Source organism: Mycobacterium sp. (assembly GCF_035274705.1).
In the GTDB taxonomy this organism is placed as follows: domain Bacteria; phylum Actinomycetota; class Actinomycetes; order Mycobacteriales; family Mycobacteriaceae; genus Mycobacterium.
Map to the genome: position 1 here is coordinate 78,740 of NZ_DATENY010000063.1, position 26,296 is coordinate 105,035.

27 protein-coding genes, 1 tRNA gene and 2 pseudogenes are annotated in these 26,296 nt (G+C 65.9%); 10 read left to right on the forward strand and 20 right to left on the reverse strand.

Annotation, left to right across the window (positions count from 1 at the left end):
- Positions 1-15 precede the first annotated feature (15 nt).
- Positions 16-423 (reverse strand): helix-turn-helix transcriptional regulator, encoded by a 408-nt coding sequence (locus VJV41_RS14865; RefSeq protein ID WP_325334942.1) that lies wholly within the window; start codon positions 421-423, stop codon positions 16-18.
- 56 nt (positions 424-479) lie between these two features.
- Here VJV41_RS14865 and VJV41_RS14870 point away from each other — a divergent pair.
- Positions 480-581, forward strand: a pseudogene (locus tag VJV41_RS14870) (AraC family transcriptional regulator); the annotation flags it as partial.
- A 4-nt stretch (positions 582-585) separates the two neighbouring features.
- On the opposite strand, the gene VJV41_RS14875 reads toward VJV41_RS14870, so the two are convergent.
- Positions 586-1,218 (reverse strand): TetR/AcrR family transcriptional regulator, encoded by a 633-nt coding sequence (locus VJV41_RS14875; RefSeq protein WP_325334944.1) that lies wholly within the window; start codon positions 1,216-1,218, stop codon positions 586-588.
- A 149-nt stretch (positions 1,219-1,367) separates the two neighbouring features.
- Here VJV41_RS14875 and VJV41_RS14880 point away from each other — a divergent pair, with 149 nt between their 5' ends.
- Together VJV41_RS14880 and VJV41_RS14885 are read left to right on the forward strand one after the other, a co-directional pair.
- Entirely contained in the window at positions 1,368-1,673 is a 306-nt protein-coding gene (locus tag VJV41_RS14880) for a WhiB family transcriptional regulator (protein ID WP_325335000.1), read from the forward strand.
- A 164-nt stretch (positions 1,674-1,837) separates the two neighbouring features.
- Complete coding sequence (locus VJV41_RS14885; protein ID WP_325334946.1) at positions 1,838-2,494, forward strand: hypothetical protein; 657 nt, start codon at positions 1,838-1,840, stop codon at positions 2,492-2,494.
- 108 nt (positions 2,495-2,602) lie between these two features.
- On the opposite strand, the gene VJV41_RS14890 is transcribed toward VJV41_RS14885, so the two are convergent.
- A tRNA-Leu gene (locus VJV41_RS14890) sits at positions 2,603-2,685 on the reverse strand.
- A gap of 36 nt (positions 2,686-2,721) precedes the next feature.
- Here VJV41_RS14890 and VJV41_RS14895 point away from each other — a divergent pair.
- Both VJV41_RS14895 and VJV41_RS14900 read left to right on the forward strand, forming a co-directional pair.
- A complete protein-coding gene (locus VJV41_RS14895) occupies positions 2,722-3,093 on the forward strand; it encodes a hypothetical protein (protein ID WP_325334948.1) in 372 nt (123 codons plus the stop codon).
- A complete protein-coding gene (locus VJV41_RS14900) occupies positions 3,090-3,422 on the forward strand; it encodes a DUF3817 domain-containing protein (protein ID WP_325334950.1) in 333 nt (110 codons plus the stop codon). The genes VJV41_RS14895 and VJV41_RS14900 overlap by 4 nt, the downstream gene beginning before the upstream one ends.
- Here the strand turns inward: VJV41_RS14900 and rdgB are convergent.
- The 11 genes from rdgB to clpS all read right to left on the reverse strand — a co-directional run bounded on the left by rdgB (position 3,412) and on the right by clpS (position 10,887).
- Complete coding sequence (gene rdgB / locus VJV41_RS14905) at positions 3,412-4,023, reverse strand: RdgB/HAM1 family non-canonical purine NTP pyrophosphatase (protein ID WP_325335002.1); 612 nt, start codon at positions 4,021-4,023, stop codon at positions 3,412-3,414. The genes VJV41_RS14900 and rdgB overlap by 11 nt on opposite strands.
- Positions 4,020-4,802, reverse strand: a complete 783-nt coding sequence (gene rph / locus VJV41_RS14910) for a ribonuclease PH (RefSeq protein WP_325334952.1) — start codon at positions 4,800-4,802, stop codon at positions 4,020-4,022. Before rph ends, rdgB begins: the two co-directional genes overlap by 4 nt.
- Before the next feature lie 32 nt (positions 4,803-4,834).
- Positions 4,835-5,608 carry a cyclic nucleotide-degrading phosphodiesterase gene (locus VJV41_RS14915; RefSeq protein ID WP_325334954.1) on the reverse strand — a complete coding sequence of 258 codons (774 nt, stop codon included), beginning with the start codon at positions 5,606-5,608 and terminating at the stop codon, positions 4,835-4,837.
- A 58-nt stretch (positions 5,609-5,666) separates the two neighbouring features.
- Entirely contained in the window at positions 5,667-6,491 is an 825-nt protein-coding gene (gene murI, locus VJV41_RS14920) for a glutamate racemase (RefSeq protein WP_325334956.1), read from the reverse strand.
- Positions 6,488-7,177 (reverse strand): rhomboid family intramembrane serine protease, encoded by a 690-nt coding sequence (locus VJV41_RS14925; protein WP_325334958.1) that lies wholly within the window; start codon positions 7,175-7,177, stop codon positions 6,488-6,490. The genes murI and VJV41_RS14925 overlap by 4 nt, the downstream gene beginning before the upstream one ends.
- Positions 7,168-8,130 (reverse strand): cysteine synthase, encoded by a 963-nt coding sequence (locus VJV41_RS14930; RefSeq protein ID WP_325334960.1) that lies wholly within the window; start codon positions 8,128-8,130, stop codon positions 7,168-7,170. The genes VJV41_RS14925 and VJV41_RS14930 overlap by 10 nt, the downstream gene beginning before the upstream one ends.
- A gap of 96 nt (positions 8,131-8,226) precedes the next feature.
- The gene (locus VJV41_RS14935; RefSeq protein WP_325334962.1) at positions 8,227-8,508 is read right to left on the reverse strand and encodes a MoaD/ThiS family protein; all 282 of its coding nucleotides are present in this window, start codon (positions 8,506-8,508) and stop codon (positions 8,227-8,229) included.
- A gap of 12 nt (positions 8,509-8,520) precedes the next feature.
- Positions 8,521-8,934 (reverse strand): M67 family metallopeptidase, encoded by a 414-nt coding sequence (locus VJV41_RS14940; RefSeq protein WP_325334963.1) that lies wholly within the window; start codon positions 8,932-8,934, stop codon positions 8,521-8,523.
- A gap of 13 nt (positions 8,935-8,947) precedes the next feature.
- Positions 8,948-9,967 carry a P1 family peptidase gene (locus VJV41_RS14945; protein ID WP_325334965.1) on the reverse strand — a complete coding sequence of 340 codons (1,020 nt, stop codon included), beginning with the start codon at positions 9,965-9,967 and terminating at the stop codon, positions 8,948-8,950.
- Positions 9,968-9,995: 28 nt separating this feature from the next.
- A complete protein-coding gene (locus VJV41_RS14950; protein WP_414684960.1) occupies positions 9,996-10,640 on the reverse strand; it encodes a DUF2017 domain-containing protein in 645 nt (214 codons plus the stop codon).
- The gene (clpS, locus tag VJV41_RS14955) at positions 10,585-10,887 is read right to left on the reverse strand and encodes an ATP-dependent Clp protease adapter ClpS (RefSeq protein ID WP_325334969.1); all 303 of its coding nucleotides are present in this window, start codon (positions 10,885-10,887) and stop codon (positions 10,585-10,587) included. The genes VJV41_RS14950 and clpS overlap by 56 nt, the downstream gene beginning before the upstream one ends.
- A 94-nt stretch (positions 10,888-10,981) precedes the next feature.
- On the opposite strand from clpS, the gene VJV41_RS14960 reads away from it, so the two are divergent.
- From VJV41_RS14960 to VJV41_RS14970, 3 genes are all read left to right on the forward strand, one after another.
- Positions 10,982-12,280: a nicotinate phosphoribosyltransferase gene (locus VJV41_RS14960; protein WP_325335004.1), complete on the forward strand. Its 1,299-nt coding sequence runs from the start codon at positions 10,982-10,984 to the stop codon at positions 12,278-12,280.
- Positions 12,199-14,259: an ATP-dependent DNA helicase gene (locus VJV41_RS14965; RefSeq protein WP_325334971.1), complete on the forward strand. Its 2,061-nt coding sequence runs from the start codon at positions 12,199-12,201 to the stop codon at positions 14,257-14,259. The genes VJV41_RS14960 and VJV41_RS14965 overlap by 82 nt, the downstream gene beginning before the upstream one ends.
- Before the next feature lie 73 nt (positions 14,260-14,332).
- Complete coding sequence (locus tag VJV41_RS14970; RefSeq protein ID WP_325334973.1) at positions 14,333-15,778, forward strand: neutral zinc metallopeptidase; 1,446 nt, start codon at positions 14,333-14,335, stop codon at positions 15,776-15,778.
- Between the two features lie 75 nt (positions 15,779-15,853).
- On the opposite strand, the gene VJV41_RS14975 is transcribed toward VJV41_RS14970, so the two are convergent.
- From VJV41_RS14975 to VJV41_RS14985, 3 genes are all read right to left on the reverse strand, one after another.
- Complete coding sequence (locus VJV41_RS14975; protein WP_325334975.1) at positions 15,854-16,549, reverse strand: MspA family porin; 696 nt, start codon at positions 16,547-16,549, stop codon at positions 15,854-15,856.
- 162 nt (positions 16,550-16,711) lie between these two features.
- Positions 16,712-17,563 (reverse strand): virginiamycin B lyase family protein, encoded by an 852-nt coding sequence (locus VJV41_RS14980; protein ID WP_325334977.1) that lies wholly within the window; start codon positions 17,561-17,563, stop codon positions 16,712-16,714.
- Complete coding sequence (locus tag VJV41_RS14985; protein ID WP_325334978.1) at positions 17,560-20,202, reverse strand: glycosyltransferase family 1 protein; 2,643 nt, start codon at positions 20,200-20,202, stop codon at positions 17,560-17,562. The genes VJV41_RS14980 and VJV41_RS14985 overlap by 4 nt, the downstream gene beginning before the upstream one ends.
- Positions 20,203-20,419: 217 nt before the next feature.
- Between VJV41_RS14985 and VJV41_RS14990 the strand changes: the two genes are divergently transcribed.
- The gene (locus VJV41_RS14990; protein ID WP_325334980.1) at positions 20,420-22,507 is read left to right on the forward strand and encodes an alpha-1,4-glucan--maltose-1-phosphate maltosyltransferase; all 2,088 of its coding nucleotides are present in this window, start codon (positions 20,420-20,422) and stop codon (positions 22,505-22,507) included.
- A gap of 4 nt (positions 22,508-22,511) precedes the next feature.
- Positions 22,512-24,719, forward strand: coding sequence for a 1,4-alpha-glucan branching protein GlgB (gene glgB / locus VJV41_RS14995; protein ID WP_325334982.1), 2,208 nt, complete (start codon positions 22,512-22,514; stop codon positions 24,717-24,719).
- Positions 24,720-24,816: 97 nt separating this feature from the next.
- Here glgB and VJV41_RS15000 read toward each other — a convergent pair whose 3' ends face one another.
- From VJV41_RS15000 to VJV41_RS15010, 3 genes and pseudogenes are all read right to left on the reverse strand, one after another.
- Positions 24,817-25,710, reverse strand: coding sequence for a tetratricopeptide repeat protein (locus tag VJV41_RS15000; protein ID WP_325334984.1), 894 nt, complete (start codon positions 25,708-25,710; stop codon positions 24,817-24,819).
- 13 nt (positions 25,711-25,723) lie between these two features.
- Entirely contained in the window at positions 25,724-26,107 is a 384-nt protein-coding gene (locus VJV41_RS15005) for a DUF3817 domain-containing protein (RefSeq protein ID WP_325334986.1), read from the reverse strand.
- A 44-nt stretch (positions 26,108-26,151) separates the two neighbouring features.
- Positions 26,152-26,296, reverse strand: a pseudogene (locus VJV41_RS15010) (acetyl-CoA C-acyltransferase); the annotation flags it as partial.

The window sequence follows — 26,296 nt, forward strand, 5'->3', positions numbered from 1 at the left end:
CGATCGCCACGCGTTTCACGACTCTCCTCCGGGGGTCTCGACGATCACGGTGGTGGCCTTGACGACGGCGACCGCGACGCTGCCCGGTTCGAGATTGAGCTCGCGAACCGCGTCCGCACTCATCAACGACACGACGGTGAAAGGGCCGCATTGCATTTCAACTTGTGCCATCACCTTGTCGGTCACGACCCTGGTGACCAGCCCGGCGAAGCGATTGCGCGCAGAACTGGCGATGGTCAACGGGTCCTTCGGCGCTGCCGCGGCGTGCGAACGCGCGAACTCGGCCAGCACGTCGCCGGCGATGACTTTCCGCCCGGACTGGTCTTGGCTCGCGGGCAGACTTCCGTCGTCGATCCACCGCCGAACGGTGTCGTCGCTGACGCCTAGCAGCTCGGCCGCCTCACGGACCCGGATCAATGCCACCGCGGCATCTTATCCGCAAATGCGGTCAAATTACATGTTTCCATCCGCGCGTGCGGATCAGCTTCGAAAGCATGAGCGCGTTCACGCGGGCGTTCACGCAATTCTGCGGGGAGACCCCGTCGTCGTATCGGAAAAGGGGTAGCGGTGGCGAGATCTGACGCGCTACCGATCGGAAGGCCGAAAGAGGCCCTCGCGCAGCAGCATGTTGACGGCGTCCTGCCATCGGTCGAGCTGTGTGGGTGTCGTGAGCGGCTCCAGGAGATGGCGCTCGACATGGCTGCGCAGGATGAGGGTGCCCAGGGGCAGCACGAGCGCGTTGAGAACAGCCCACTCCAGGTCGATATCAGGCCTGGCCTGCCCGTGTTCGGCGCGTTTCTTCCACCGGTCTATGCCGGTGTCCACGAGAAAGTCGAAGACCTCGGTTCCCAACGGACTGCCTTCGATGAGTGCGCGGCCGAGATAGTCCAATACGTCGGGGTGCTCGACCATGATGCTCGTCACCCGGTTGCTCATGGCGGTAAGCGAGTCCGCTGGCGGCCGCGGGATTGGTTGCGACATCGTGGCAGTCACGACGGCCAGGACATGGTCGTCGACGGCCTTGATCAGGCCGGCTTTTGTGGCGAAATGGTGTTGCACCAACCCAAGGGACACACCTGCGGCTGCGGCAACCGTCCGCAGTGATGTCGCAGAAGTCCCATACGTGGCGAAGCTTTTCAGCGCTGCGTCGCGTATGCGCTCGACACTCGAGGGCGCACTCGCGCCAATTCCGTCAGCCTCGGGCAGCACGGTTGTCATTCAACGCCTAGGGACGAGTGGGGAATCGACACGGTCGACAATACATCTGTATGGTGGGGTAACGGTACAAATGTATTGCCGAATGATTTCGGGGGCCGACGCTCTTGCAAGACCACAACGGAACCGCTACGACACCGCGGGGCGAAGTCATCGCACTCGTGTTAGGTGAGACACCGGTCGCGGCGTGCACCCGCGACCCGGAGCGGTGGACTGCGCAGGCCGATGAGGGTGCCAAGGCGATCTGCCGCGCTTGTCCACGCCGGTGGCAGTGCGCTCGAGACGCCTGTGAGACCCCGGGAGCCGAAGGCATATGGGCCGGCATCTTGATACCCGAAGCCGGCCGTGCCCGGCGATTCGCGATGACGCAGTTACGGTCACTCGCAGAGCTCAATGGATTTCCGGTGCGCACCGTGGCGCGCTCCGGTCGGGACACCGGCGGTTCGATCGCGAGTTGACGGTCTTCGATTGGGGCACGAGGAAGCAATGCCCTTTCCGCGACCGTCGGCATATCTTGACGGCCTGAGGACGCACATGCGGTGCGCGACGGGGGACTCGCCGCATAACGGTGGTATGCCCGCGCAGACCACACGAGCTGGACCAACATGCCCAACGAGGCCTCATGACCATGGCTGGTGACGCCGTTGACATTCCGGTATTGCACGCCGCCATGCGCGAGAGTCTGCGCGCGGCAACTCCGTTCGAGTTGCCAGCCGACCTCGTCATGGCGTGTTCAGACTCGGCCGCGAACGAAGAGAAGGTCCAGAAGCTCGAAGAGTTGTTTCGGGTCGCCGTCAGGACATCACTCGCGTCGATCCCTACCGTCGACCGGACCGGCAGGCTGAATGGAATTACTGGGCACATCGCAGAATCGGTCGTCGCCGCTTTGTTGGAGGAGTTGGGTTTTACGCCCCTTCAACACATGGTGGGTCCGGAGTCGGGCGGACACGGCGTCGACCTTCTCATGCTGACGCCAGGCCTTGAAGCGGTGTTCAGCATCGAGGTCAAAGGAACCTTGCAACGTGCCCGCTGGCCGAGGTTGACGCGCGGCGAAGTTGCCCAAATGACGGCGGAGTGGCTCGACAAGTCGGACAACCCGGGAATGGCCGATCATGACCTTGTCAGCGGGGACGTATATGGAGCCGTCGTGTTGGTCAACTTCGCCCGCATGCAGTGGAAGGCCGCGGTAACGGCCGACTTCCGCGGTGCATACGCGATCACGGACAAGGAGCAGTTGGAACACGTCGCATGGCTCGTGGACGCCAGTGGGAACGGTTGAGCGTGATCGGAATCGCCTGAAATTGTCAGCAATTATCGACGCTTCAGGAAGCAATGACCCGTTCCGCGGCCGTCAACAGTTGCTGACGACCCAAGGAAATACATGCGGTGCGCGAGGGGGGAGTCGAACCCCCACGTCCGTTAGGACAATGGAACCTAAATCCATCGCGTATGCCATTTCGCCACTCGCGCGTGAGCGCGTCCAGAGTAGCGCGGTACCGTTGAATGGTGTCCACTACGCGACGTAGGAGACCGGCGCTCATCGCTCTGGTGATCGTCGGCGCCGCCGGCTGCCTGGCGCTCGCATGGTGGCAGTGGACCCGCTTCGAGTCAGCCTCGGGCAGCTTCCAAAACCTCGGCTACGCGCTCCAATGGCCACTCTTCGCCGGCTTTGTGGTCTACGCGTATTACAAATTCGTCCGCTACGAAGAAGCCCCGCCCGAGCCGAAGAATCGCGACACTGTCTCCGAGATTCCTACCGGGCTGCTTCCCGAAAGGCCCAAGCCCGCAAGCCATTCCGACGATGACCCCACTCTGCGCGAGTACAACGCGTACCTCGCCGAGCTAGCCAAGAAAGACAAGGAACACCCAACCCCATGACCGAAGCCACTACCCCTGTCGACACCATCCGCAAGGCCCTGCTCGGTTACCGCGTCATGGCCTGGACTACGGGCATCTGGCTCATCGCACTCTGCTACGAGATGGTGCTCAAGTACATCGTCCATGTCGACAACCCGCCGAACTGGATCGCGATCGTGCACGGCTGGGTGTACTTCGTGTACCTGATCTTCACCGCCAACCTCGCGGTCAAGGTGCGCTGGCCCATAGGCAAGACGATCGGTGTGCTACTTGCCGGCACCATCCCGCTCGTCGGCATCATCGTCGAGCACTTCCAGACCGCGGGCATCAAAGAGAAGTTCAGCCTGTAGCGAGCTCGCGTAAAGCCGGAACCAGCTGAGCCAGCGCCCTCCCGCGATGCGACACCGCGTCCTTTTCGTCCGGGCTCAACTCTGCCGCCGTCCGCGACGAGCCGTCGGGTAGGAAAACCGGGTCGTAGCCAAACCCGCCGTCGCCCCTCGGCTCGCGCGCAATGCTGCCCGGCCACACCCCACGCACCACGACCTCGCCCGCGTCTGAAACCAACGCGCACGCCGACACGAACGCCGCCCCTCGCCGCGAGTCCGGCACGTCCTCCATCTGCGCCAGTAGCAGCGACGTGTTCGCAACATCGTCGCCATGCCGACCTGACCACCGCGCCGAGAGCACTCCCGGCATCCCGTTCAGCGCTTCCACTTCCAGCCCGGAATCGTCTGCCACACAAGCCAAGCCGGTAGCCCGAAACGCATCCCGCGCCTTCGCCAGCGCGTTTTCCTCGAATGTAGCGCCGGTCTCCGGGGCCTCATCGAACGGCGCGACGTCGTTAAGCGACAACAGCGTCAACGCCACCCCGGCACCGTCGAGCACCCTGTGCAACTCGGCCAGCTTCTTGCGGTTGCGGCTGGCAACCAGCAGCCTGGAAACTGAAGTCAGCTTCCGAACGCCTTCTTCGACGGATCCGCCGACTCCGGCAGCACACCGGGATAGGGCAACTCCAGCGCCTCGCGCTGAATCACGAACAGCTGATCACAGGCGGCCATCGCCGCGTCGAGCATCTTGTCCAACGTCGAGCGCGGGAACGTCGCGCCCTCCCCCGTGCCCTGAATCTCGACCAGCGTCCCGGTGTCGGTGGCGACGACGTTCATGTCCACCTCGGCGCGGGCGTCCTCGACGTACGGCAAGTCGACGCGGATACGTCCGTCGACCACACCGACGCTGACCGCGGCGATCGCGCACGACAACGGCCTCGGATCCGACAGCCGACCCGCTGCCGACAAGTACGTCACCGCGTCGGCCAACGCCACATACGCACCCGTGATCGCCGCCGTGCGCGTGCCACCGTCGGCCTGCAGCACATCGCAGTCGAGCGCAATCGTGTTCTCCCCCAGCGCCGCCAGGTCTATGCATGCGCGCAGCGACCGCCCGACCAGCCGGCTGATCTCCTGCGTGCGCCCGCCGACGCGGCCCTTGATCGACTCGCGGTCCGACCGCTCGTGGGTCGCCGCGGGCAGCATCGCGTACTCCGCCGTCAGCCATCCCTGACCCGAGCCCTTACGCCAGCGCGGCACACCCTCCGTAACGCTGGCCGTGCACATCACCCTGGTCTGGCCGAACTCCACCAACACCGATCCGGCGGGATGAGAGGTGAAGCCACGGGTGATGCGGACCGGACGCAACTCGTCGTCGAGCCGGCCGTCTTCTCGTCTGGACACGGGCCAACCCTATCCGGTCGGCCCGACGCTACTCAGGAGCCCGTGACGTCAAAGGCCTCGCTGCACACCACCGCGTGCACTGGCCCGTCGAACTCCGCCTTCGCCTCGCTGATGACGTCCTCACGTGAGGTCCACGGCGGAATGTGGGTCAGCAGCAACTCGCCCACACCGGCCCGCGCGGCAGCCCGGCCTGCTTCGGTGCCAGACAGGTGCAGTCTCGGCGGGCGCGACGGATCGTGCGTCCACGACGCCTCGCACAGAAAGACGTCGGCATCCCGCGCGAGGTCGATCAGCGCATCGCAATAACCGGTGTCGCCGCTGTACACCAGCGTCGCGCCGGACGAGTCGGTGATCCGCATCCCATAGGACTCCGTCGGATGGCACACCAACCGCGGCACCACCGAGAGCGCACCGATCTGTACGGCCTCGTTGTCGACCCAGTGCCGGACCTCGAAGACGTCGGTGAAGTCGTCGATCTCCCCGCCCTCCGGTGACGACGCCGCGCCCAGCCGTGCCCATGTATTGGCCGGCCCGTACAGCACGCCGCGCTCTTTTGCCGGCGACGGATGATAGCGCCGCCACACGAACAGACCGGGCAGGTCAAGGCAATGGTCGGCGTGTAGGTGGCTCAGCAGCACGTGTACGGAGTTCGGGTCGGCGTGACGCTGCAGTGCGCCGAGCACTCCACCACCGAAATCGAGAACCAAGGGCGGAGTGTCAGGTGCGGTCACAAGGTAGCCGGAGGCTGGCGAATCAGGTCCGACGACACTGCCGGAGCAACCGAGTACGGTGATTCGCACGCTCACTAGCTTGCCATGCCCGCTATCCGCGTGACGAAAACATGGCCCGTTTACGCGACGGAAATCATGTTTGTGCGCCGACGTGACGTTGAACAGGCCGAACGCCATCCAGCGACGGTCCCAGGAATCGTGCCGCCAGTGTGGTGAACGCCTCAGGATCGCCGGTCGACTCGAACAACCGCCGGGCCGCGGGAGCGTCGTGCGGGCGCAGCAGATCGAGCTCGGTGAGCACCCTCAGCAAGTCCTTGGCGGTCTCCTCGGCACTCGACACCAGCGTGACGTTCTCGCCCATCGCCAACTGGATCAGGCCGGACAGCATCGGGTAATGCGTGCAACCCAGAACCAGTGTGTCGACCTCGGCGCGCTGCAGCGGTTCGAGATAACCCTCGGCCAAGCCGAGGACCTGGCGGCCGCTCGTCACTCCCCGTTCGACGAAGTCGACGAACCGCGGGCACGCCACACCGATCACCTCCGTGTCGCGCGCGGCGGCGAACGCATCCTGATACGCCCCGGACGCGATCGTCGCGGCCGTTCCGACGACGCCGATGCGACCGTTGCGGGTGGCGGCGACGGCACGGCGTACCGCCGGCAGGATCACCTCGATGACGGGCACGGGGGCATACCGTTCGCGCGCGTCACGCAACATCGCCGACGACGCGGTGTTGCACGCGATCACCAAAGCCTTCACACCACGCTCGACGAGGTCGTCGCCAATCCCCAGCGCGTGGGCGCGAATCTCGGGAATGGTCAGCGGCCCGTATGGGCCGTTGGCGGTATCGCCGACATAGATGATGTCCTCGTCGGGCAACTGGTCGATGATGGCGCGCGCGACGGTAAGCCCGCCGACGCCGGAATCGAAGATCCCGACGGACGCCAACGGGTTGCTCACGACGTCAGGTATGGGTTCGTCGCTTTGCGTTTACGAGTCTCACGCGCCTTGCGTTCGGGACCGGACAGCATGTACGCCGCGAGGACGCCGGCGATCGCCCCGCACAGATGCCCCTGCCAGGAGACGCCGAACGTGCCGGGCAGCACGCCGAGCAGAACGCTGCCGTAGATGAACAGCACGATCACGCCGACGACGATCTCCCATACCTTGCGGGTGAAGAACCCGAACACGATCAGAAACGTCAGCCAGCCGAAGATCAGGCCGGACGCGCCGATGTGGTTGGTCTCGCAGCTCACGCCGACGTACGGGCAATGCGTGCCCACATTGCCGATCAGCCACGTCCCGAAGCCGCCGACGATCCAGACGATCGCGGTGGCAGCGACAAACCGCCCCAGCCCGATGAGCGTCATCAAGAAGCCGAGGATCAGCGCAGGGCCGGTATTGGCGATCAGGTGCTGCCAATTCGAATGGAGCAGCGGCGCGAACAGGATTCCCAACAGGCCGTCTGTCTCCAGCGGCCGGATGCCGTTGTCGTCCAGGTGATGCCCCGACATCGAGTCGAACGCCTCGATCACGTACAGCAGCACGACGAAGCTGACGATCGTGACCCCGCCGACCAGCCACGCGGGCCTCTTCTTCGGCTCGGGAGATGGTGCGACCGGGTATCCGGGGCCTGTCAAGCCCATAGCTGCCCTTCCAATGCGTCCTCGGCATCATCCAGGCTACCGGCGTATGCGCCGGTCGACAGATACTTCCACCCGGCATCGGCGACGACGAACGCGATGTCGGCACGTTCACCTGCCTTGACGGCCTTGGCCGCCATGCCCAGTGCGGCGTGCAGCACGGCGCCGGTGGAGATGCCGGCGAAGATGCCCTCCACCTGGACCAGTTCGCGGGTGCGCTTGATCGCGTCGTATGAGCCGACGGAGTAGCGCGTGGTCAGCACGTCGGGGTCGTAGAGCTCCGGGATGAAGCCCTCGTCGATGTTGCGCAGCGCGTATACGCCCTCGCCGTAACGGGGTTCGGCCGCGACGATCTGTACGTCCGGGACGTGTTCACGCAGATACCGGCCGGTGCCCATCAGCGTTCCGGTCGTTCCAAGCCCCGCCACGAAATGGGTGATCTCGGGCAGGTCGGCGAGCAGTTCGGGTCCGGTGCCGTAGTAGTGCGCTTCGGTGTTGGCCTCGTTGCCGTACTGATACAGCATCACCCACGAAGGGTTTTCGGCGGCAAGCTCTTTCGCGTGTGCCACTGCGGTGTTCGACCCGCCCTCGGCCGGCGAGTAGATGATCTTCGCACCGTAGAGCTCCAGCAGCTGCCTGCGCTCGATGGAGGTGTTCTCCGGCATCACGCAGATCATCTTGTAGCCCTTGAGCAGCGCCGCCATCGCCAGCGATATGCCGGTGTTGCCGCTCGTCGGCTCCAGGATCGTCGCGCCGGGCTTCAAGATGCCGCGGCGTTCAGCGTCCTCGATCATCCGCAGCGCGGGCCTGTCCTTGATGGAGCCGGTCGGGTTGCGGTCCTCCAGTTTGGCCCACAACCGAACGTGCGGCTCGTCGTCCCAGCGGGGCGAAAGCCGGTGTAGCGCAACCAAAGGCGTGTCGCCGAGCGCTTGTAGCAGCGAGTCGTACCGGGTCACTGTGACGCCCCAACCGGCACGTCGAGACTGCAGCTATCGCGGAGAAGTGCGAGTAGAGCGCACGGTAACTGCAGTTTCGCGGATCGCCGGGCCACGCTAGCCACCCGCGACGGCAGGCAGGATCGTGACCGAATCGCCGTCGGAGATCTCGGTGTCCAGCCCGCCGGAAAAGCGCACATCCTCGTCGTTGACGTAGATGTTGACGAAGCGGTGCAGCTTGCCAGGATTAGCAGGGTCGACGAGGCGCTCGGAGATCCCGGAGTAGTTCGACTCCAGATCACTGATGACGGCCTGCAGCGTGGTGCCCGACGCGGCGACGCGCTTCTCGCCGCCGGTGTGGGTGCGCAGGATCGTCGGGATCGAGACAGTGACTGACATGGGTTGACCTTTCTAATACTGCTCAATGATTTCGACGGGTTCTTCGCTGACGACGCCGTCGACGATGCGGTAGCTGCGCAGCTCGTGCTCGTCGGGATCGCGCGTCGATACCAGCACGTAGTGCGCGTCGGGTTCGGACGCATACGAGATGTCGGTGCGACTCGGGTATGCCTCGGTCGCGGTGTGTGAGTGGTAGATGACGATGGGCACCTCGTCGGCCTGGTCCATCGCCCGCCACACCTTGAGCTGCTCGCCGGAGTCGAACCGGTAGAAGGTCGGCGACCGTTCGGCGTTGAGCATCGCGACGTGTCTTTCCGGCCGGTCTGACCCCTCAGGCCCGGCGATGATGCCGCAGGCCTCGTCTGGGTGGTCGGCGCGGGCGTGGGCGACCATCGCGTCGACCAGGTCGGCCCGGATCACCAGCACGGTTGATCACCTTTCACTCGAACGCTCCCGGCAACATGTCGCGGTATGTCGGTATTCCGGCGACCGACTCGGCCGCCAGGACGCCGACAAGCACCGCGCGGGCCAGGCAGTCCGCCGCGGCCGCGCCGATCGCCGTGATCAGCGGCACCTCCGGCGACATCGACGCCGGCGTGGCCGGGTCCGGCGCCACCTCGATGGCACCGGTGGCCAGTGCGAATACCGTATCGCCATCGAGTGGGGTGTGGCACGGCCGGATGGTGCGAGCCAGGCCGTCCTGCGCGGCGACGGCGACTCGCCGGCACCCCGCCTTACTCAGGGCCGCGTCGGTGGCGACCACGGCGATCGTGGTGTTGAGCGGGCTGAGCTCGATGTGCCGGTCCGCATATGCGGCGATCTGGTAGGCCGGCGGCGCGACCAGGCCGAACTCCTCGATCTGATACGCCAGCCACGGCAGCCCGGTGGCCGGGTCGACCGCGTCGCCGGCTGCGTTGACCACCACGAGCGCGCCGACGGTCACGCCCGAGGAGAGCGTCACCGACGCCGTTCCCACGCCGCCCTTGAGCACGCCGACGCGCGCGCCGACGCCCGCCCCCACGGTCCCGACGGCAACGTCTTCACCGGCAGCCTCGGCGGCCGCATAGCCGAACTCAGCGGTCGGCCTGCACTTCCATCCGCCGACGGGTAAGTCGAAGATCACCGCGGCGGGCACGATCGGCACCACGCCGCCCTCCATCGCCACGCCGCGGTCGTGCTCCTCGAGCCAACTCATCACGCCGTCGGCGGTTGCGAGACCGTATGCGCTGCCGCCCGACAGGACGACAGCATCGACGTGGCGAACAGAGTTGATCGGGTCGAGAAGGTCGGTTTCCCGCGTGCCCGGTGCGCCGCCGCGGCCGTCAACCGCCCCGATGGTGCCCGGCGGGGTCAGCACGACGGTGGTGCCGCTGGCCCAGCCGGAGCCGAGCTCGGCGTCGGAGTCGAGCCGGTGGTGATGGCCGACGCGAATCCCGCCGACGTCCGTGATCGCACTCATGCCTGTCCGTTCTTCGCGAAAGCGCTCATCACCGCGTATCCATAAGCCCCAACACCAGATATTCCTGCAAAACCGTCAGCCACTGGTACACGTCCAGATGCCCGGCCATCGGATGATCGGGGGGCAGGGCGTCGGGGCCATGCTGACCCACATCGAGCATCGTCCCCAGCGCCAGCCGCACGTCGTTGACCGCGGCGGCCCACGCGTGAGCATCGTCCTCGGTGATTTCGAACTTTCCGCCCCCTGGCGGCACGGTGTCCAGCAATCGTTGTGCCGCTTGGCGTTTCGCGTCAATGATCTCCGGCTCATGCAGACTGCGCAATGCGCTGTTGAGGCTCTCGGCGGTTCCTGATCCGGCTGGATGATCGGTCTGCGGGCGGTAGAAGTCGGGCAGCAACCGCTTCATCGTGTCATCCTGCGGAGGCTGCGCATTACCCGTGCGCATACCGGTGATTTCTTCGAGTTCGTCTGTGGGGCCTGAGGATTCGCGCTCCTCGAGCATGCTGACCATCGATGTCACGAGACTGTGCAGCAGCTCGGCCTCATGCGAGGCCAACGCCGATCGGAATCGCGGGCCGTCGGCGGTGTCGACCCGCTTCCATTTACGCACTGGTCTGTCAGCGGTCCTGTTGCATGGTCGCCCACAAGCCGGCGGAATGGAGCTTGGACACATCGACCTCCATGGATTCACGACTGCCCGCCGACACCACGGCCTTGCCCTCGTTGTGCACCTGCAGCATGAGTTTGGTCGCTTGTGGCTCGCTGTATCCGAACAGCTTCTGGAAGACGTACGTCACGTATGTCATCAGGTTCACGGGGTCATCCCAGACGATGGTTACCCACGGGGTGTCGGTGGCATCGACGGTCTTGACGTCGCGTTCCTCGCGGGTTCCCGGTCGGGTCTTCGCCGGCGTAACCATGTTCTTCAGGATAGCCGGGCCATATCGCCCCCCTCGAACTACTACCGTTGCTCCTGTGACCGCAGCGTTGCTCACCGACAAATACGAGCTGACGATGCTTGCGGCGGCGCTACGCGACGGCAGCGCGCACCGTCGCACCACCTTCGAGATCTTTGCGCGCCGGCTGCCTGAGGGCCGCCGCTACGGCGTCGTCGCCGGCACCGCGCGGTTCGTGGAAGCCTTGGCGCAGTTCACGTTCGATGGTGAAGCGCTGGCGGCGTTGTCGGATTTCCTCGACCGAGAAACACTCGCGTACCTGTCCGACTACCGCTTCAGCGGCGATGTCGACGGCTACGCAGAAGGTGAGCTGTACTTCCCCGGCTCGCCGGTGCTGTCAGTGCACGGCACATTCGGCGAATGCGTGGTGCTGGAGACACTGGCGCTGTCGATCTTCAACCACGACACCGCGATCGCCTCGGCCGCCGCGAGGATGGCCTGCGCGGCAGAAGACCGTCCGCTGATCGAAATGGGTTCGCGTCGCACCCACGAACAGGCCGCCGTCGCCGCAGCGCGAGCCGCCTACATCGCCGGGTTCACCGCGTCGTCGAACCTGGAAGCCCAGCGCCGCTACGGCGTGCCCGCGCTAGGCACCAGCGCGCACGCATTCACGCTGCTGCACTCGACAGACACAGCCGGCCCTGGTGATGAGCCACTCGAGCGAAGAACATCCGATTGGGAGAAGGCGGCGTTTCGGGCGCAGGTCGATGCGCTCGGCGTCGGCACGACGCTGCTCGTCGACACGTACGACATCACGGCCGGCGTGGCCAACGCGGTCGAGATCGCGGGCACCGAACTCGGTGCGGTGCGCATCGACTCCGGTGACCTGGGGGTGATGGCGCGACAGGTCCGTAAACAACTCGACGACCTCGGCGCCAAAAAGACCCGCATCGTCGTCTCGGGTGATCTCGACGAATACTCGATCGCCGCGCTGCGCGCCGAGCCCGTCGACACATACGGCGTCGGCACATCGGTGGTCACCGGCTCGGGCGCCCCGACCGCCAGCATGGTCTACAAGCTGTCGGAGGTCGACGGGATGCCCGTCGAAAAACGCAGCAGTCACAAGGAATCTCACGGCGGACGCAAGCAGGCGCTGCGAACGTGCAAACCCACCGGGACCATCCTCGAGGAGATCGTCCATCCGTACGGGCAGCCGCCGCCGGGTGAGTCCGGGCGGGCCCTCACCGTCGAGCTGGTGCGCAACGGTGAACCGGTCGGCGACCTCAGCATCGACGCGGCCCGTCGTCGCGTCAAAGAGGGACTACGCAGCCTGCCATGGGACGGGTTGAAACTCTCCAAGGGCGAGCCCGCGATCCCGACGCGCATGATTCCGCCCGCTCCGAGGCGAGAGGCATAGCCACGGCCGAGGTAGAAGTCACCGAACTGCTGGCCAAGGCGGTTGTCGCATTGGGCGGCGCAGAACGCCGCGGACAGATCGAGATGGCCCAGGCCGTCGCGCACGCCTTCGACTCCGGCGAACACCTCGCGGTGCAGGCCGGCACCGGAACCGGCAAGTCGCTGGCCTACCTGGTGCCTGCGATCGCCCGCGCCGTCGCCACCGACGAACCCGTGGTGATCTCGACGGCGACCATCGCGCTGCAACGTCAGCTCGTCGATCGCGACCTGCCGCGGCTGGCCGACTCGCTTGCCGACGCCCTGCCCCGCCGACCCGAGTTCGCGCTGCTGAAGGGTCGAGGAAACTACCTGTGTCTCAACAAGATTCACAACGGATCGGCAAACGAACCCGAGGACCGGCCGCAGGACGAACTCTTCGAACCGATGGCCACCACGGCCCTGGGCCGAGACGTACAGCGTCTGGTCGAATGGTCCTCGACCACCGCTACCGGTGATCGCGACGACCTGACGCCGGGTGCGCCCGACCGGTCGTGGTCTCAGGTCAGCGTGTCGGCCCGCGAATGCATCGGGGTGTCGCGATGCCCGTTCGGCACCGACTGTTTCGCGGAGAAGGCGCGAGACAAGGCGGGCCACGCCGATGTCATCGTCACGAACCACGCGCTGTTGGCCATCGACGCCATCGCCGACGCCGCGGTGCTGCCCGAACACGACCTGCTCGTCGTCGACGAGGCCCACGAGCTCGTTGACCGGGTGACCGGTGTGGCCACCGCCGAGCTGTCGGCGACATCGATGGGCATCGCACACCGACGCGCCCGACCACTCATCGATCCCGAACTCGCACAACGGCTCGAGGCGGCGACGGCGACGTTGTCGTCGGCCATTCACGACGCGAGGCCGGGTCGCATCGACGTGCTCGATGACGAGACGACGACGTATCTGACCGCGCTGCGCGACGTTGCGAGCAAGGCCCGCTCGGCCATCGACACCGCGCCAAGCGATCCGAAGGCGGCGTCCGCACGCTCCGAGGCGGTCACGGCGTTGAGCGACCTCGCTGACACGGCGACCCGCATTCTCGCGTCGTTCGTTCCCGCCATCCCGGACCGCACCGATGTGGTGTGGCTGGACCATGAGGACAACCGCGGGAGCATCCGCGCGGTGCTGCGGGTGGCACCGCTGTCGGTGTCAGGATTGTTGCGCGGCAGGCTCTTTGAGCGGTCGACGACGGTACTCACCTCGGCGACGCTGACGATCGGCGGCACGTTCGACGCGATGGCGTCGGCGTGGGGACTGGCCGGTGGCGACAAGGACGCGAAGTGGCGGGGTCTCGATGTCGGATCGCCGTTCGAACATGCGAAATCGGGCATCCTCTACGTCGCCGCCCACCTGCCGCCGCCGGGGCGCGACGGAACCGGCTCGGCCGAACAGCTCGATGAAATCCAGGCGCTGATCACTGCGGCGGGCGGTCGCACGCTGGGACTGTTCTCGTCGATGCGCGCCGCCAAGGCCGCCGCCGAGATCATGCGGGAACGGCTCGACACGCCGGTCCTGTGCCAGGGTGAGGACACCACTTCGGCGTTGGTGCAACGGTTCGCCGACGACGCGGAGACGTCGTTGTTCGGCACGCTCTCGCTGTGGCAGGGCGTCGACGTGCCCGGCCCATCGCTGTCGTTGGTGCTCATCGACCGCATTCCATTCCCGCGGCCCGACGATCCGCTGCTGACCGCCCGCCAGCGCGCGGTCGCCGCGCGCGGGGGCAACGGGTTCATGGCCGTCGCCGCCAGTCATGCGGCGCTCCTGCTGGCACAGGGTGCGGGTCGGTTGCTGCGCCGCATCGATGACCGAGGCGTCGTCGCCGTACTCGATTCTCGAATGGCCACCGCCCGCTACGGCGGCTATCTGCGCGCGTCACTGCCACCGTTCTGGGCGACGACTGACTCCGACCGGGTGCGTCAGGCGCTCGAACGTCTGCGCGCTGAATGATTTTTTCAATATCCTGTCAGCGAATTCCCAGTGTCGGCCGCACGGCCGCTTTCCGATCTCGAAAGGCGCCTCCATGAGCCGACGACACCTGATAGGCGCCGTCATCGCCACCTGTTCGGCGCTCATCGTCGCAGGCTGCACGACGACTCTGCAGGGCAAAGCCGTCTCGGTGTTCGACGACCCCTTTCACGTCGCCGGGCTGCCTGCCACCGACGGACCGACCGGCCTGCGGCCCGACGCCCACGAGCCCGGCCGCGTAATACAGGGCAGCGACGGCGGCAAGATCGACGACCTCGCAGGCAACGCGGTCGGCGACATCGAAGAGTACTGGGGAAATGCCTACGGTGACACATTCGATGGCAGCTTCAGCCCCGTTGAGGCGCTGATCTCGTGGGACGCCAACGGGTTTGACGGGCAGTTCTGCGGCGACGACACCTACGGTCTGGTCAATGCCGCGTTCTGTTTCGACGACAACACCATCGGCTGGGATCGTGGTGAACTGATGCCCTCGCTACGAAAAGCGTTCGGGGACATGGGCGTTGTAATGGTGCTCGCCCACGAATACGGCCACGCCATCCAGCATCAGGCCGGGTTGAACAAGAAGAGCACGCCGACGCTGGTCTCCGAGCAGCAGGCCGACTGCTTCGCCGGGTCCTACATGCGGTGGGTCGCCGAAGGCAATTCGCCCCGCTTCACGCTGTCCACAGGCGACGGGCTCAACGACGTGCTGGCGGCGGTGATCGCGTTCCGCGACCCGCTGCTGAGTCAGGGAGATCCCGAAGCCGGCGTGGACGAGCACGGTTCGGCGTTCGAGCGGCTCTCGGCCTTCCAGTTCGGCTTCACAGACGGGCCCTCGGCGTGCGCGGCGATCGACATGCGTGAAATCGGCCAGCGCCGTGGCGATCTGCCTGTGCTGCTGCCTGAGGATCAGAGCGGCGAGTTGCCCATCACCCAGGAGTCTGTGCGATCGATCGTCGATGCGATGGGCATCCTGTTCTCCCCCGCCAAACCGCCGAAGCTGAGCTTCGAGACCTCCCAAGCGGAGAAGTGCCCAAACGCGCGCCCGAGTTCGCCGGTGTCGTACTGTCCGGCGAGCAACACCATCGTCGTCGACCTCCCTGAGCTCAAGACGATGGGTATGCAGTCCGACCGCGAGGAGGGCACCAGCCTGGCCAGTGGCGACAACACGGCATATTCGGTGCTGGTGTCGCGGTACATGCAGGCCATCCAGCAGGAGCACGGCGGCGTGGTGCTCGACAATGCCGAGGCAGCGCTGCGCACGGCGTGCCTGACCGGAGTGGCGACCGTGAAGATGTCCAAAGACGTCACGACGCCCGACGGGAACACGATCGCGCTGACTGCCGGCGACGTCGACGAGGCGGTGTCGGGCATCCTCACCAACGGCTTGGTGGCCAGCGACGTCAACGGTGAATCCGTGCCGTCGGGCTTTTCGCGCATCGACGCGTTCCGCGTCGGTGTGCTCGGCGACGCAGACCGCTGCTTCAAGCGCTTCCCGTAGCGGCCTGCTCTCGAAACTGCTGCCAGATCGCGATTTTGGCGATTTTCGCGATCTGTGCGCAGTTTCGACGCGGTACTAGACCTTCTTCGTCACGCCGTACCAGGCCTTGACGGCGTCGGACGTTTCCGTCGACCGGGTCAGGAACGCGTAGGACCGAACGAACGACTCGCCGACGCAGCCGTCGATCTTGATGTGGAACCCGTCGACCATGATCCACGGATCCGTACCCTTGAACTCCTTCTTCGACACCGGAACCACGTTGACGATGCCGGGCTTGAGCGCGATCGCCATGCCGCCGGTGACGGGTGTGAGCACTACGGGTACCAGGCCTTCCGGCAGCGGCGACACCACATCGACCCCGCCGAGGCCCAGCGACGGCGTGATGCCCACGCTGCCCGTCAGCGTGACGCCGTTGGACGTGCTCATGTCGATGCCGCAGCCGATCTGATATCCGACCTCCAGCGTGCCGTGCGGCGGTTCTTCGCCTTCGGGGCCGGCCAGCGAGCCGTTGAAGATTCCGCCGACCTCGTATTCGCGCGACGAAATCGCGGTCGTCAGCGGCGCGATCACGCGCTGCGTTTCGTCCTTGGCCGACACCGTGAGCGTCCACCCGTCGGGCGTCTTCGTGGTAGCCGGCGGCGACGACTCCACTCGGCCGTCGTCGACCGGGGCCGCTTCAGGTGCGGGCCCCGCTGCCGAAACGGGCTCCGTCTCGGGCTCAGCGGCGACGGGCGGCGCAACCAACACGCAGGTCAGGACGCACGCGGTCATGAGGGCCAGCGGACGAACCAGCACAACGCAGCCCTCCTCGGCCGGAACTTATACCGCCTAGGATCATTACCCGACGGAATCGCCCGTTGCCAAGAGCCGTCCGCATTTTGCGCGTGTCTTTATGCGAGTGTGACCAGACCGAGTTCGGTGCTACCCGCTACGTCAGGTGGGCATTCGCAGCAAGAATCCCGACTCCAGTGCGACCCATGGCGCGCCATCAGGGCCGATCGCCAGGCCGTGCGGCTCGCTGCCTGGCGGCAGGTCGATCGTGACTACTTCCGAGCCGTCGCCGCTGACGCGTGCGATCTGACTGGCGCCCCACAGGCTCACCCAGACGCCGTCGTCGCGATCGGCGACCACGGCGTGCGGTTTCCCCGGCAGATCCATTTCCTGGATCGCGTCGTCCATCGGGATGCGTCCGAGCTTGTCGGCGAGGATCTCGGTGAACCACACCGCATCGTCGTGCGTGGCAGCGATCCCCACCGGTCCCGCTCCTGCAGTGGGCAATTCGCGCACCGTGACACCGTCTGCAGGCGCCAAGCGGCCGATCGCGTTTCCCTGATTGAGGGTGAACCACAACGCGTTGTCGGGGCCGGTGATGATCATCGACGGCGCACCGCCCACCGAGGGCCAGCTGGACAGCTCGCCGTCCACCGAGATCCGGCCGATGTCACCCGACGCCATGGCGGTGAACCACAACGCGCCATCCGCGCCCGCGGTGATGCCGAACGGCCCGCTGCCCTCCTTCAAATCGAACGCGGTCTGCTCGCCTGCCATGTTGATACGGCCGATGCGGTCATCACCGGTACGGGTGAACCACATCGCGCCATCGGGTCCCGCGGTGATGATTGACGGCCGCGATTGCGGACCGACGGGATACACCGCCACCTCGCCCGCGTCTGTAACCCGCGCGATCGCGCCGCTGTGCACCAGCGTCACCCACATCGCTCCGTCCGGACCTGACGCAATCGCATACGGGCCGCCGTCCAGCGCGACCTTCTGGGCAGCACTCACGCCAGGGTGACGAGGCCGAGCTCGTTGTCACCGGCGAGCAACGGGTGATGCGGCAGCACCCGAACCGTGTAGCCCACCGGGCCCGCGACCGGCAACGGCGTGGTCGTCGAGAAGATCTCGTTGCCGCCGTCGGCAGTGCCGGTGTGCTGCATCGGCACGGTGACCGGCTCGACCAGCGCATCGCCGGCGTCGACCCGGCCCAGGACGGCCTGCACCACCACTTCGTCGACCCGCAGCCCCGCAAGCTCCACCGTCGCGGTCAGCGTCAGCTCCGAGCCCAGCAGCGGAGTGTCGGGCAGCCCGTAGCTGTCGACGTCGGTGATCTGGATCTTCGGCCACGCCTCCTGGGCCCGCAGCCGGTAGGCGGCCAGATCGCGGGCGGCACCGAACGGCTCGCCGTCCGCGCCGGGTTCGACGGTCTTGCGCAGCGACTGCGCCGCCGGGGCGTAGTACTTCTCGGTGTAGTCGCGAACCATGCGCGACGCCAGCACCTTCGGCCCGAGCTCCATCAGCGTGTGGCGGACCATCTCGACCCACCGCGTCGGAACTCCGCGCTCATCGCGGTCGTAGAACTTCGGCGCCACCGACCGCTCGAGCAGGTCATAGAGCGCGGCGGCCTCGATGTCATCGCGACGGCTCTCGTCGGCCAGACCATTGGCGGTCGGGATCTCCCAGCCGTTCTCGCCGTCGTACCACTCGTCCCACCAACCGTCGCGGATGGACAGGTTGAGCCCGCCGTTGAGGGCGCTCTTCATGCCCGACGTGCCGCACGCCTCCAGCGGTCGCAGCGGATTGTTCAACCACACGTCGCAGCCGTAGTACAGCTGGCGTGCCATCGACATGTCGTAGTCGGGCAGAAACGCGATGCGGTGCCGCACCTCGGACCGGTCGGCGAACTTGACCACCTGCTGGATCAATGCCTTGCCGCCGTCGTCGGCTGGATGCGACTTGCCGGCGACGATCAACTGAATCGGCCGCTTCTCATCGAGCAGCAGTTTCTCCAGCCGTTCGGGGTCTCGCAGCATCAGCGTCAGCCGCTTGTACGTCGGCACCCGTCGGGCGAACCCGATCGTCAATACATCCGGGTCGAAAGCTGTTGCAATCCAGCCTAATTCGGCGTCCGACGCGCCTCGCTCCAACCATGAGCGCCGCACCCGGGCGCGCACGTCCTCGACCAGCGCCTGTCGCAGCTGCGATCGGATCCACCACATGTGGCCCGGATCGACCTGCTGCAACCGCTGCCACGTCTCCGGCTCCGTCAGCGAGCCGAGATCTTCGCTGCCCAGAAGCTCGCGACCCAGCTCCAGCCACTGCGGCGCCGCCCACGTCGGCCCGTGCACGCCGTTGGTGATCGAGCCGATCGGCACCTCATCGGGGTCGAATCCCGGCCAGAGCTCGTTGAACATGTGGCGGCTGACCCGCCCGTGCAGCAGCGACACCCCGTTCGCGCGCTGCGCCAGCCGCAGGCCCATGTGCGCCATGTTGAACTTCGACGGGTCGTCCTCCTCGCCGAACGCGATGATCCGGTCCAGCGGCACCCCGGGCAGCAGGCGCGAGGTTGAATCGGAGGGCCCGCCGGATCGATGCTCTTCGCGCGAGCGCTCATCGGAAGAGCTGCCGAAGTAGCGCTTGACCATCTCCACCGGGAACCGGTCGATGCCCGCGGGCACAGGGGTGTGCGTGGTGAATACCGTGGACGACCGCACGACCGTCAGCGCGGTGTCGAAATCCAGCCCGGCGTCAATCAACTCACGGATGCGTTCGACGCCGAGGAAGCCCGCATGCCCCTCGTTCATGTGGAACACCTCCGGGGCGGGCAAGGCCTCCACCTCCGTGAACGCGCGGATCGCGCGCACGCCGCCGATGCCGGCCAGGATCTCCTGCTTGATGCGGTGTTCCTGGTCGCCGCCGTAGAGCCGATCGGTCACGCCGCGCAGGTCGTGCTCGTTCTCCGGGACGTCGGAATCCAACAGCAGCAACGGAATTCGGCCCACCTGCGCGATCCACACACGCGCTCGCAGCTGCGCGGAGTCCGGCAACGCCAACTCGACGAGAACCGGATTGTCTTCGGTGTCGGTGAGTAACCGCAGCGGAAGCCCCTGCGGATCCAGCGACGGATAGCTCTCGTGCTGCCAGCCGTCGGCGGTCAACGACTGCCGGAAGTAACCCGACCGGTACAGCAGCCCGACGGCGATCAACGGCAAACCCAGGTCAGACGCCGACTTCAGGTGATCACCAGCGAGGATGCCAAGGCCGCCGGAGTAGTTCGGCAGGACCTCGGCCACACCGAACTCCATCGAGAAGTACGCGATGCCATTGGGCAGTGCTGACCCCTGATCGATCTGCTGCTGGTACCACAGCGGCCGGTTCAGGTAGTCGTCCAAGTCTGCGGCGAGCCCGTCGAGACGGCGCACGAACGATTCGTCGACGGCAAGTTCGTCGAGCCGCTTCGGGCTGACCTGTCCGAGCAGTGCAACCGGGTCATGCCCGACCTGCCGCCACAGCTCCGGATCGACGGCCGCGAACAAGTCCTGCGTGGGCTTGTCCCACGACCAGCGCAAGTTGATCGACAGCCGCTCGAGCGCAACCAAACGATCGGGAAGATGCGCGCGGACGGTGAACCTGCGAAGGGCTTTCACGCGACCCAACCTTACTGACAAATCGCGGTTTCGCAGTCTTGGGCGCTTTGCGCGAAGAGCAGATGGCGGCGTTGGGCGGTGATCCCTTCGCCTCGTTGGGTTGGGCCGAGCACTACGGTGGGTATAGGGCGCCCAGGAAGCTTTAGAGGCTGTAAACGAAGACCAGACGACAAGCACAGCGGCCCACAGTGGCCGCGCCAGTGTAAGGAGTGGTGGGGTGGCCGGTCGTATCGGAATCGATGACGTCGCACCCGTCGTCTCCGGAGGACGGTTCCCGGCCAAGGCCGTCGTCGGAGAGATAGTTCCCGTCCGGGCGACGGTGTGGCGAGAAGGTCATGAAGCGGTGTCGGCCACGCTTGTGGTGCGCTATCACGGCACGGCGTATCCGAGGCTGTCCGAGGATCCGCCAGGTCGCGTCAAGGCCGCCGATCCCGTGCCGATCGAGGAGGTCGTCACCCCGGCGCCGCGGATCAAGCCGCAGCTGCTGCGGATGTCGATGGGCCGCACACCCGACGCGTTCCACGGCACCTTCAGCCCCGACAGCGTCGGGCTGTGGACGTTCCGGGTGGACGGCTGGGGCGACCCCATCGCGACATGGCGCAAGAACGTGACCGCCAAACTCGACGCGGGTCAGAGCGAGGGCGAGTTGTCCAACGACCTGCTCGTCGGTGCGCGGCTACTGGATCGCGCCGCCACGGGTGTGCCGCGTCAGAACCGCTATCCCCTGATCGATGCCGCGGCGCGGCTGCGCGAGCCCGGCGACCCCTTCTACCGCGCGGGTGCCGCTCTGTCGCCGGAAGTGACCGAGTTGCTGGACCAGTACCCGCTGCGCGAATTGGTCACCCGTGGCGAGCAATACGGCGTGTGGGTGGACCGGCCGCTGGCCCGCTTCAGTGCCTGGTACGAGATATTTCCGCGGTCCACCGGCGGGTGGGACGCGAAGGGCAACCCTGTGCACGGCACGTTCGCGACCGCCACCAAGGCACTTTCACGCATCGCCAAGATGGGATTCGACGTGGTGTACCTGCCGCCGATCCATCCGATCGGCAAGGTGCACCGCAAGGGCCGCAACAACAGCGTTACCGCTGCGCCCAACGACGTCGGTTCGCCCTGGGCGATCGGCAGCGACGAAGGCGGCCACGACGCGGTGCATCCGAAGCTGGGCACCATCGAAGACTTCGACGACTTCGTCGCCTCCGCTCGTGACGAGGGCATGGAAGTCTCGCTGGACCTTGCGTTGCAGTGCGCGCCCGATCACCCGTGGGCACGCAAGCACCCGGAGTGGTTCACCGTGCTGCCCGACGGGACGATCGCGTACGCGGAGAATCCGCCGAAGAAGTATCAGGACATCTATCCGCTGAACTTCGACAACGACCCGGCCGGTCTCTACGAGGAAGTGCTGCGAGTCGTGCGGTTCTGGATCGCCCACGGCGTCAAGGTGTTTCGCGTCGACAATCCGCACACCAAGCCGCCGAACTTCTGGGCCTGGCTGATCGGCGAAGTGAAGAACGAGGACCCCGACGTCCTGTTTCTGTCGGAGGCCTTCACCCGGCCCGCACGGCTGTACGGGCTGGCCAAGCTCGGTTTCACGCAGTCCTACACGTATTTCACCTGGCGCACGTCGACGTGGGAGCTCACCGAATTCGGTCAGCAGATCGCCGAGTATGCCGATATTGCCCGGCCGAACCTGTTCGTCAATACACCCGACATCCTGCATGAGAGCCTGCAGCACGGCGGCCCGGGCATGTTCGCGATTCGGGCGGTGCTGGCCTCGACGATGAGCTCGGCGTGGGGCGTGTACTCGGGATTCGAGCTGTTCGAACACCGGTCGGTTCGGGAAGGCAGCGAGGAGTACCTGAACTCGGAGAAGTACGAACTGCGTCCCCGCGACTTCGACGCCGCCCTTGCCGATGGCGAGTCGTTGGAGCCGTTCTTGACCCGGCTCAACGAGATTCGCCGGGTACACCCCGCGCTGCACGAGTTGCGCACCATCAAGTTCCACCATCCCGACAACGATGCGGTGCTGGCCTACAGCAAGTTCGACCCGGTGACCGGCGACCAGGTGCTGGTGGTGGTGACGCTCAACGCGTTCGGGCCAGAGGAGGCGATGGTGTGGCTGGACATGGCCGCGCTGGGTATGGAGCCCTACGACCGGTTTTGGGTGCGCGACGAGATCACCGGGGACGAATACCAATGGGGGCAGGCAAATTACGTCCGCCTCGATCCGGCCAAGGCGGTCGCGCATGTGCTGAACATGCCCCAGGTGCCTGCCGACCAACGACTCAAGCTGCTGCGTAGGGAGTGACGAGATGACGCAGACAAACCAACGCACGAGCCCACACCTGCGGCCGCACACGGCCGACCTCAACCGGCTGCTGGCCGGCGAACACCATGACCCGCATTCGGTTTTGGGCGCGCATGAATACGACGACCACACCGTTATCCGCACGTATCGGCCGCATGCGGTCGAGGTGGTGGCGCTGGTCGGCGGTGAGCGCTATACGTTCCAGCACATCGAATCCGGACTCTTCGCCGTCGCATTGCCGTTCACAAATCTGGTGGATTACCGGCTGGTAGTGAGCTACCCGGGTGCGGACGGCTCGACCCACACGCACACCCTCGCCGATGCGTATCGCTTCCTGCCGACGCTTGGCGAGATGGACTTGCATCTTTTCGCCGAGGGCCGCCATGAGCGCCTGTGGGAGATTCTAGGCGCGCATCCGCGGAGCTTCACCACCCCCGACGGCGTCGTCGAAGGGGTGTCCTTTGCAGTCTGGGCGCCGAATGCCAAGGGCGTCAGCCTGATCGGCGAGTTCAACCACTGGGACGGTAATGAGGCCCAGCTACGTGTGCTCGGTTCGACGGGTGTGTGGGAATTGTTCTGGCCCGACTTGCCGGTCGGCGGGCTCTACAAGTTCAGGATTCACGGGGCTGACGGCGCAGTGAGCGACCGTGCCGACCCGATGGCCTTCGCCACCGAGGTGCCGCCACAGACGGCGTCGAAGGTGACGACGAGTTCGTATACCTGGGGCGACGACGACTGGATGGCGCAGCGTGCCCGACAGAATCCGGTGTTCGAACCAATGAGCACCTACGAGGTGCATCTGATGTCGTGGCGGCCCGGGCTCAGCTATCGCCAGCTCGCCGAGGAGCTCACGGAATACGTTGTTTCCCAGGGGTTCACACACGTCGAGATGATGCCCGTCGCCGAGCATCCGTTCGGCGGATCGTGGGGATATCAGGTCACGTCGTATTACGCTCCGACGTCACGGCTGGGCACACCCGACGAGTTCCGGTTCCTGGTGGACACTCTTCATCAGGCCGGCATCGGCGTGATCATGGACTGGGTGCCTGCGCACTTTCCGAAGGACTCGTGGGCGCTGGGCCGTTTCGACGGCACACCACTCTACGAGCACTCCGACCCGCGCCGTGGCGAGCAACTCGACTGGGGCACTTATGTATTCGACTTCGGCCGGGCAGAGGTGCGCAACTTCTTGGTCGCCAACGCGCTGTACTGGCTGCAGGAGTTCCACATCGACGGCCTGCGCGTGGACGCGGTTGCCTCCATGCTCTACCTCGACTACTCGCGGCCCGAGGATGGCTGGACACCGAACATCTACGGTGGCCGGGAGAACCTCGAAGCCGTGCAGTTCCTTCAGGAGATGAACGCGACGGTGCACAAGGTCGCACCCGGCATCGTTACCGTCGCCGAGGAGTCGACGTCGTGGCCGGGCGTCACGCGACCGACAAGCCTTGGCGGGCTTGGCTTCTCAATGAAGTGGAATATGGGCTGGATGAACGACACATTGGAGTTCATCAAGCGCGACCCGATACACCGCAGCTACCACCACCACGAGATCACCTTCTCGATGCTCTATGCGTTCAGCGAGAACTTCGTGCTGCCGATCAGCCACGACGAGGTCGTGCACGGCAAGGGCACACTGTGGGGCCGGATGCCCGGAAACGACCATGTGAAGGCGGCCGGGCTACGCGGCCTGCTCGCGTATCAGTGGGCGCACCCAGGCAAGCAGCTGCTGTTCATGGGCCAGGAATTCGGGCAGCGGGGGGAATGGTCGGAGGAACGCGGTGTCGACTGGTACCAACTCGGTGAGGACAGCTTCTCCAACGGAATCCAGCGGATGATGCGGGACATCAACGGCATCTACCGCAGCCGACGTGCGCTCTGGTCGCAGGACACCCGCCCCGAGGGCTACTCGTGGATCGACGCCAACGACTCCGCCAACAATGTGCTGAGCTTCCTGCGCTATGGCGACGACGGCTCGGTGCTGGCATGCGTGTTCAACTTCTCCGGCTCCGAGCACACGCGCTACCGGCTGGGCTTGCCGCACACGGGCGCGTGGCGCGAGGTGCTCAACACCGACGCCGACATATACAACGGTTCGGGCATCGGCAATTTCGGCGCGGTGGACGCCACCGACGAGCCGTGGCACGGACGCCCGGCCTCGGCGGTGATGGTGCTGCCGCCGCTGGCCGCGCTGTGGTTCGAACCGGCCTAGTTTCTTAGCGCGAGTTGGGCCCACACCGCAGGTAGGGGAACGCAAAACTGCTCTATTTCGGCGACAAATGGGCAGTTTTACGTCTGCTCGCGGCGTACTAGTACAGCGCGTTGGCGAGGTTGCGCCGCCCCGCGATTACCTCGGGGTCGGCTGGGTCGAAGAGGTCGAACAGCTCGATCAAGCGCGTGCGCACTGTCGTGCGCTCGTCGCCCGAGGTTCGCTTGATCAACCCGATCAGCCGGTCGAACGCCGCGGCGACGTTCTGCTGCAGAACCTCCACATCGGCGGCCGCGAACGCCGCGTCGATGTCATCGCGGGCAGCGTCGGCCGCGGCGACTGCATCCGGCCGTTGTGTGGAAGCTCGCTGCAGGAAGCCGATCTGACGGACCGCGCCCTTGGCTTCAGCATGGCCGGGGTTGGCGTCCAGGATCGCTTGATAGGCGTTGAGCGCGGCATCGAAGTCGCCGGCATCGAGATGCGAACGTGCCTGGGCGAGTTCGGGATCGACTTGCTCGGGCACGTCGGGGTCGCCGCCGCTGAGCTTGCCGGCGGTCGCGTCGAGCAAAGAGTCGACCCACCGCCGCAACTGTTCGGGCGGCTGCAGACCCTGGAAGCTCGACAGCGGCTGCCCGGCCCCCAGCGCAACGACCGTCGGGACGGCCTGCACGCCGAACATCTGGGCCACCCGCGGCACGGCGTCGACATTCACCGTCGCCAACGACCACTTACCGCCGTCCGCATCGGCGAGTTGGGCAAGGACATTGCCTAGCTGGGCGCTTGCTTCACTGCGCGGTGACCACAACAGCACGACGACGGGCATTTGGCTTGACCGAACCAGCACCTCGGCTTCGAGGTTGGCTTCGGTGACCTCGACGCCCCCCGGCGGGCCGGTAGCCTCGCCGCCTTCGGGGGAGGCTGCTCGTTGCTTGAGAGCCGACAGGTCAACCGCACCGGCCATGGAGGCCGCGATGGTAGGTCGGGGACGAGTCACGCCCCCAAGTCTGTCACGTCGTTTCGGGCGCCGGCTGCCCCGGTTGCGCAACCGCCGACGCGGCCTCAGCGGACCCCGTTCGGCCCGTCCGATCGGCCCAGATGAGGAAGATCACACTGCACAGGGGCACGATGCTTGCGAGCAACGCCAGCAACCATGTGCCGGTCGACCACTTGAACGCGATACCGACCAGTAGCCCGGCCACCACGAATGCGATGAAAACCAGCCCGTGGGTCATGCCGAAGACCTTGACGCCGATCTCGGTTCGCGGCGTGCCCAGGTATTTGAAATACATGCCGACCAGCAGACCGACCCAGCTGACGGCCTCTGCCAGCGCGATGAGACGGAACCAGCCAGCAACCGATCGAAGATCAAATGCGCTCGTCATGAGCGCCATTGTGCCCGAGAAACGGGCCAGCTACTACATAGCGTCGTAGGTGGCTATCCCGCGCGCAGGATCAGGGCGTCGCCTTGGCCGCCCGCGCCGCACAGTGCGGCAACAGCGTATCCGGAACCGCGTCGTGCCAGCTCAAGAGCCGCGTGCAGGGTGATGCGCGCCCCCGACATGCCGATCGGATGCCCGATA

Excerpts from the sequence above, each read along its gene's own strand:
- clpS (WP_325334969.1), bottom strand. The coding sequence starts at position 10,887 with ATGGTTACGCCGGCGAAGACCCGACCGGGAACCCGCGAGGAACGCGAC.
- VJV41_RS14965 (WP_325334971.1), top strand. The coding sequence starts at position 12,199 with ATGGGACGGGTTGAAACTCTCCAAGGGCGAGCCCGCGATCCCGACGCG.
- glgB (WP_325334982.1), top strand. The coding sequence starts at position 22,512 with ATGACGCAGACAAACCAACGCACGAGCCCACACCTGCGGCCGCACACG.
- VJV41_RS14885 (WP_325334946.1), top strand. The coding sequence starts at position 1,838 with ATGACCATGGCTGGTGACGCCGTTGACATTCCGGTATTGCACGCCGCC.
- VJV41_RS15005 (WP_325334986.1), bottom strand. The coding sequence starts at position 26,107 with ATGGCGCTCATGACGAGCGCATTTGATCTTCGATCGGTTGCTGGCTGG.
- VJV41_RS14900 (WP_325334950.1), top strand. The coding sequence starts at position 3,090 with ATGACCGAAGCCACTACCCCTGTCGACACCATCCGCAAGGCCCTGCTC.
- VJV41_RS14875 (WP_325334944.1), bottom strand. The coding sequence starts at position 1,218 with ATGACAACCGTGCTGCCCGAGGCTGACGGAATTGGCGCGAGTGCGCCC.
- VJV41_RS14975 (WP_325334975.1), bottom strand. The coding sequence starts at position 16,549 with ATGACCGCGTGCGTCCTGACCTGCGTGTTGGTTGCGCCGCCCGTCGCC.
- VJV41_RS14945 (WP_325334965.1), bottom strand. The coding sequence starts at position 9,967 with ATGAGTGCGATCACGGACGTCGGCGGGATTCGCGTCGGCCATCACCAC.
- VJV41_RS14950 (WP_414684960.1), bottom strand. The coding sequence starts at position 10,640 with ATGTGTCCAAGCTCCATTCCGCCGGCTTGTGGGCGACCATGCAACAGG.
- VJV41_RS14960 (WP_325335004.1), top strand. The coding sequence starts at position 10,982 with ATGCTTGCGGCGGCGCTACGCGACGGCAGCGCGCACCGTCGCACCACC.
- VJV41_RS14925 (WP_325334958.1), bottom strand. The coding sequence starts at position 7,177 with ATGGGCTTGACAGGCCCCGGATACCCGGTCGCACCATCTCCCGAGCCG.
- VJV41_RS14970 (WP_325334973.1), top strand. The coding sequence starts at position 14,333 with ATGAGCCGACGACACCTGATAGGCGCCGTCATCGCCACCTGTTCGGCG.
- VJV41_RS14935 (WP_325334962.1), bottom strand. The coding sequence starts at position 8,508 with ATGTCAGTCACTGTCTCGATCCCGACGATCCTGCGCACCCACACCGGC.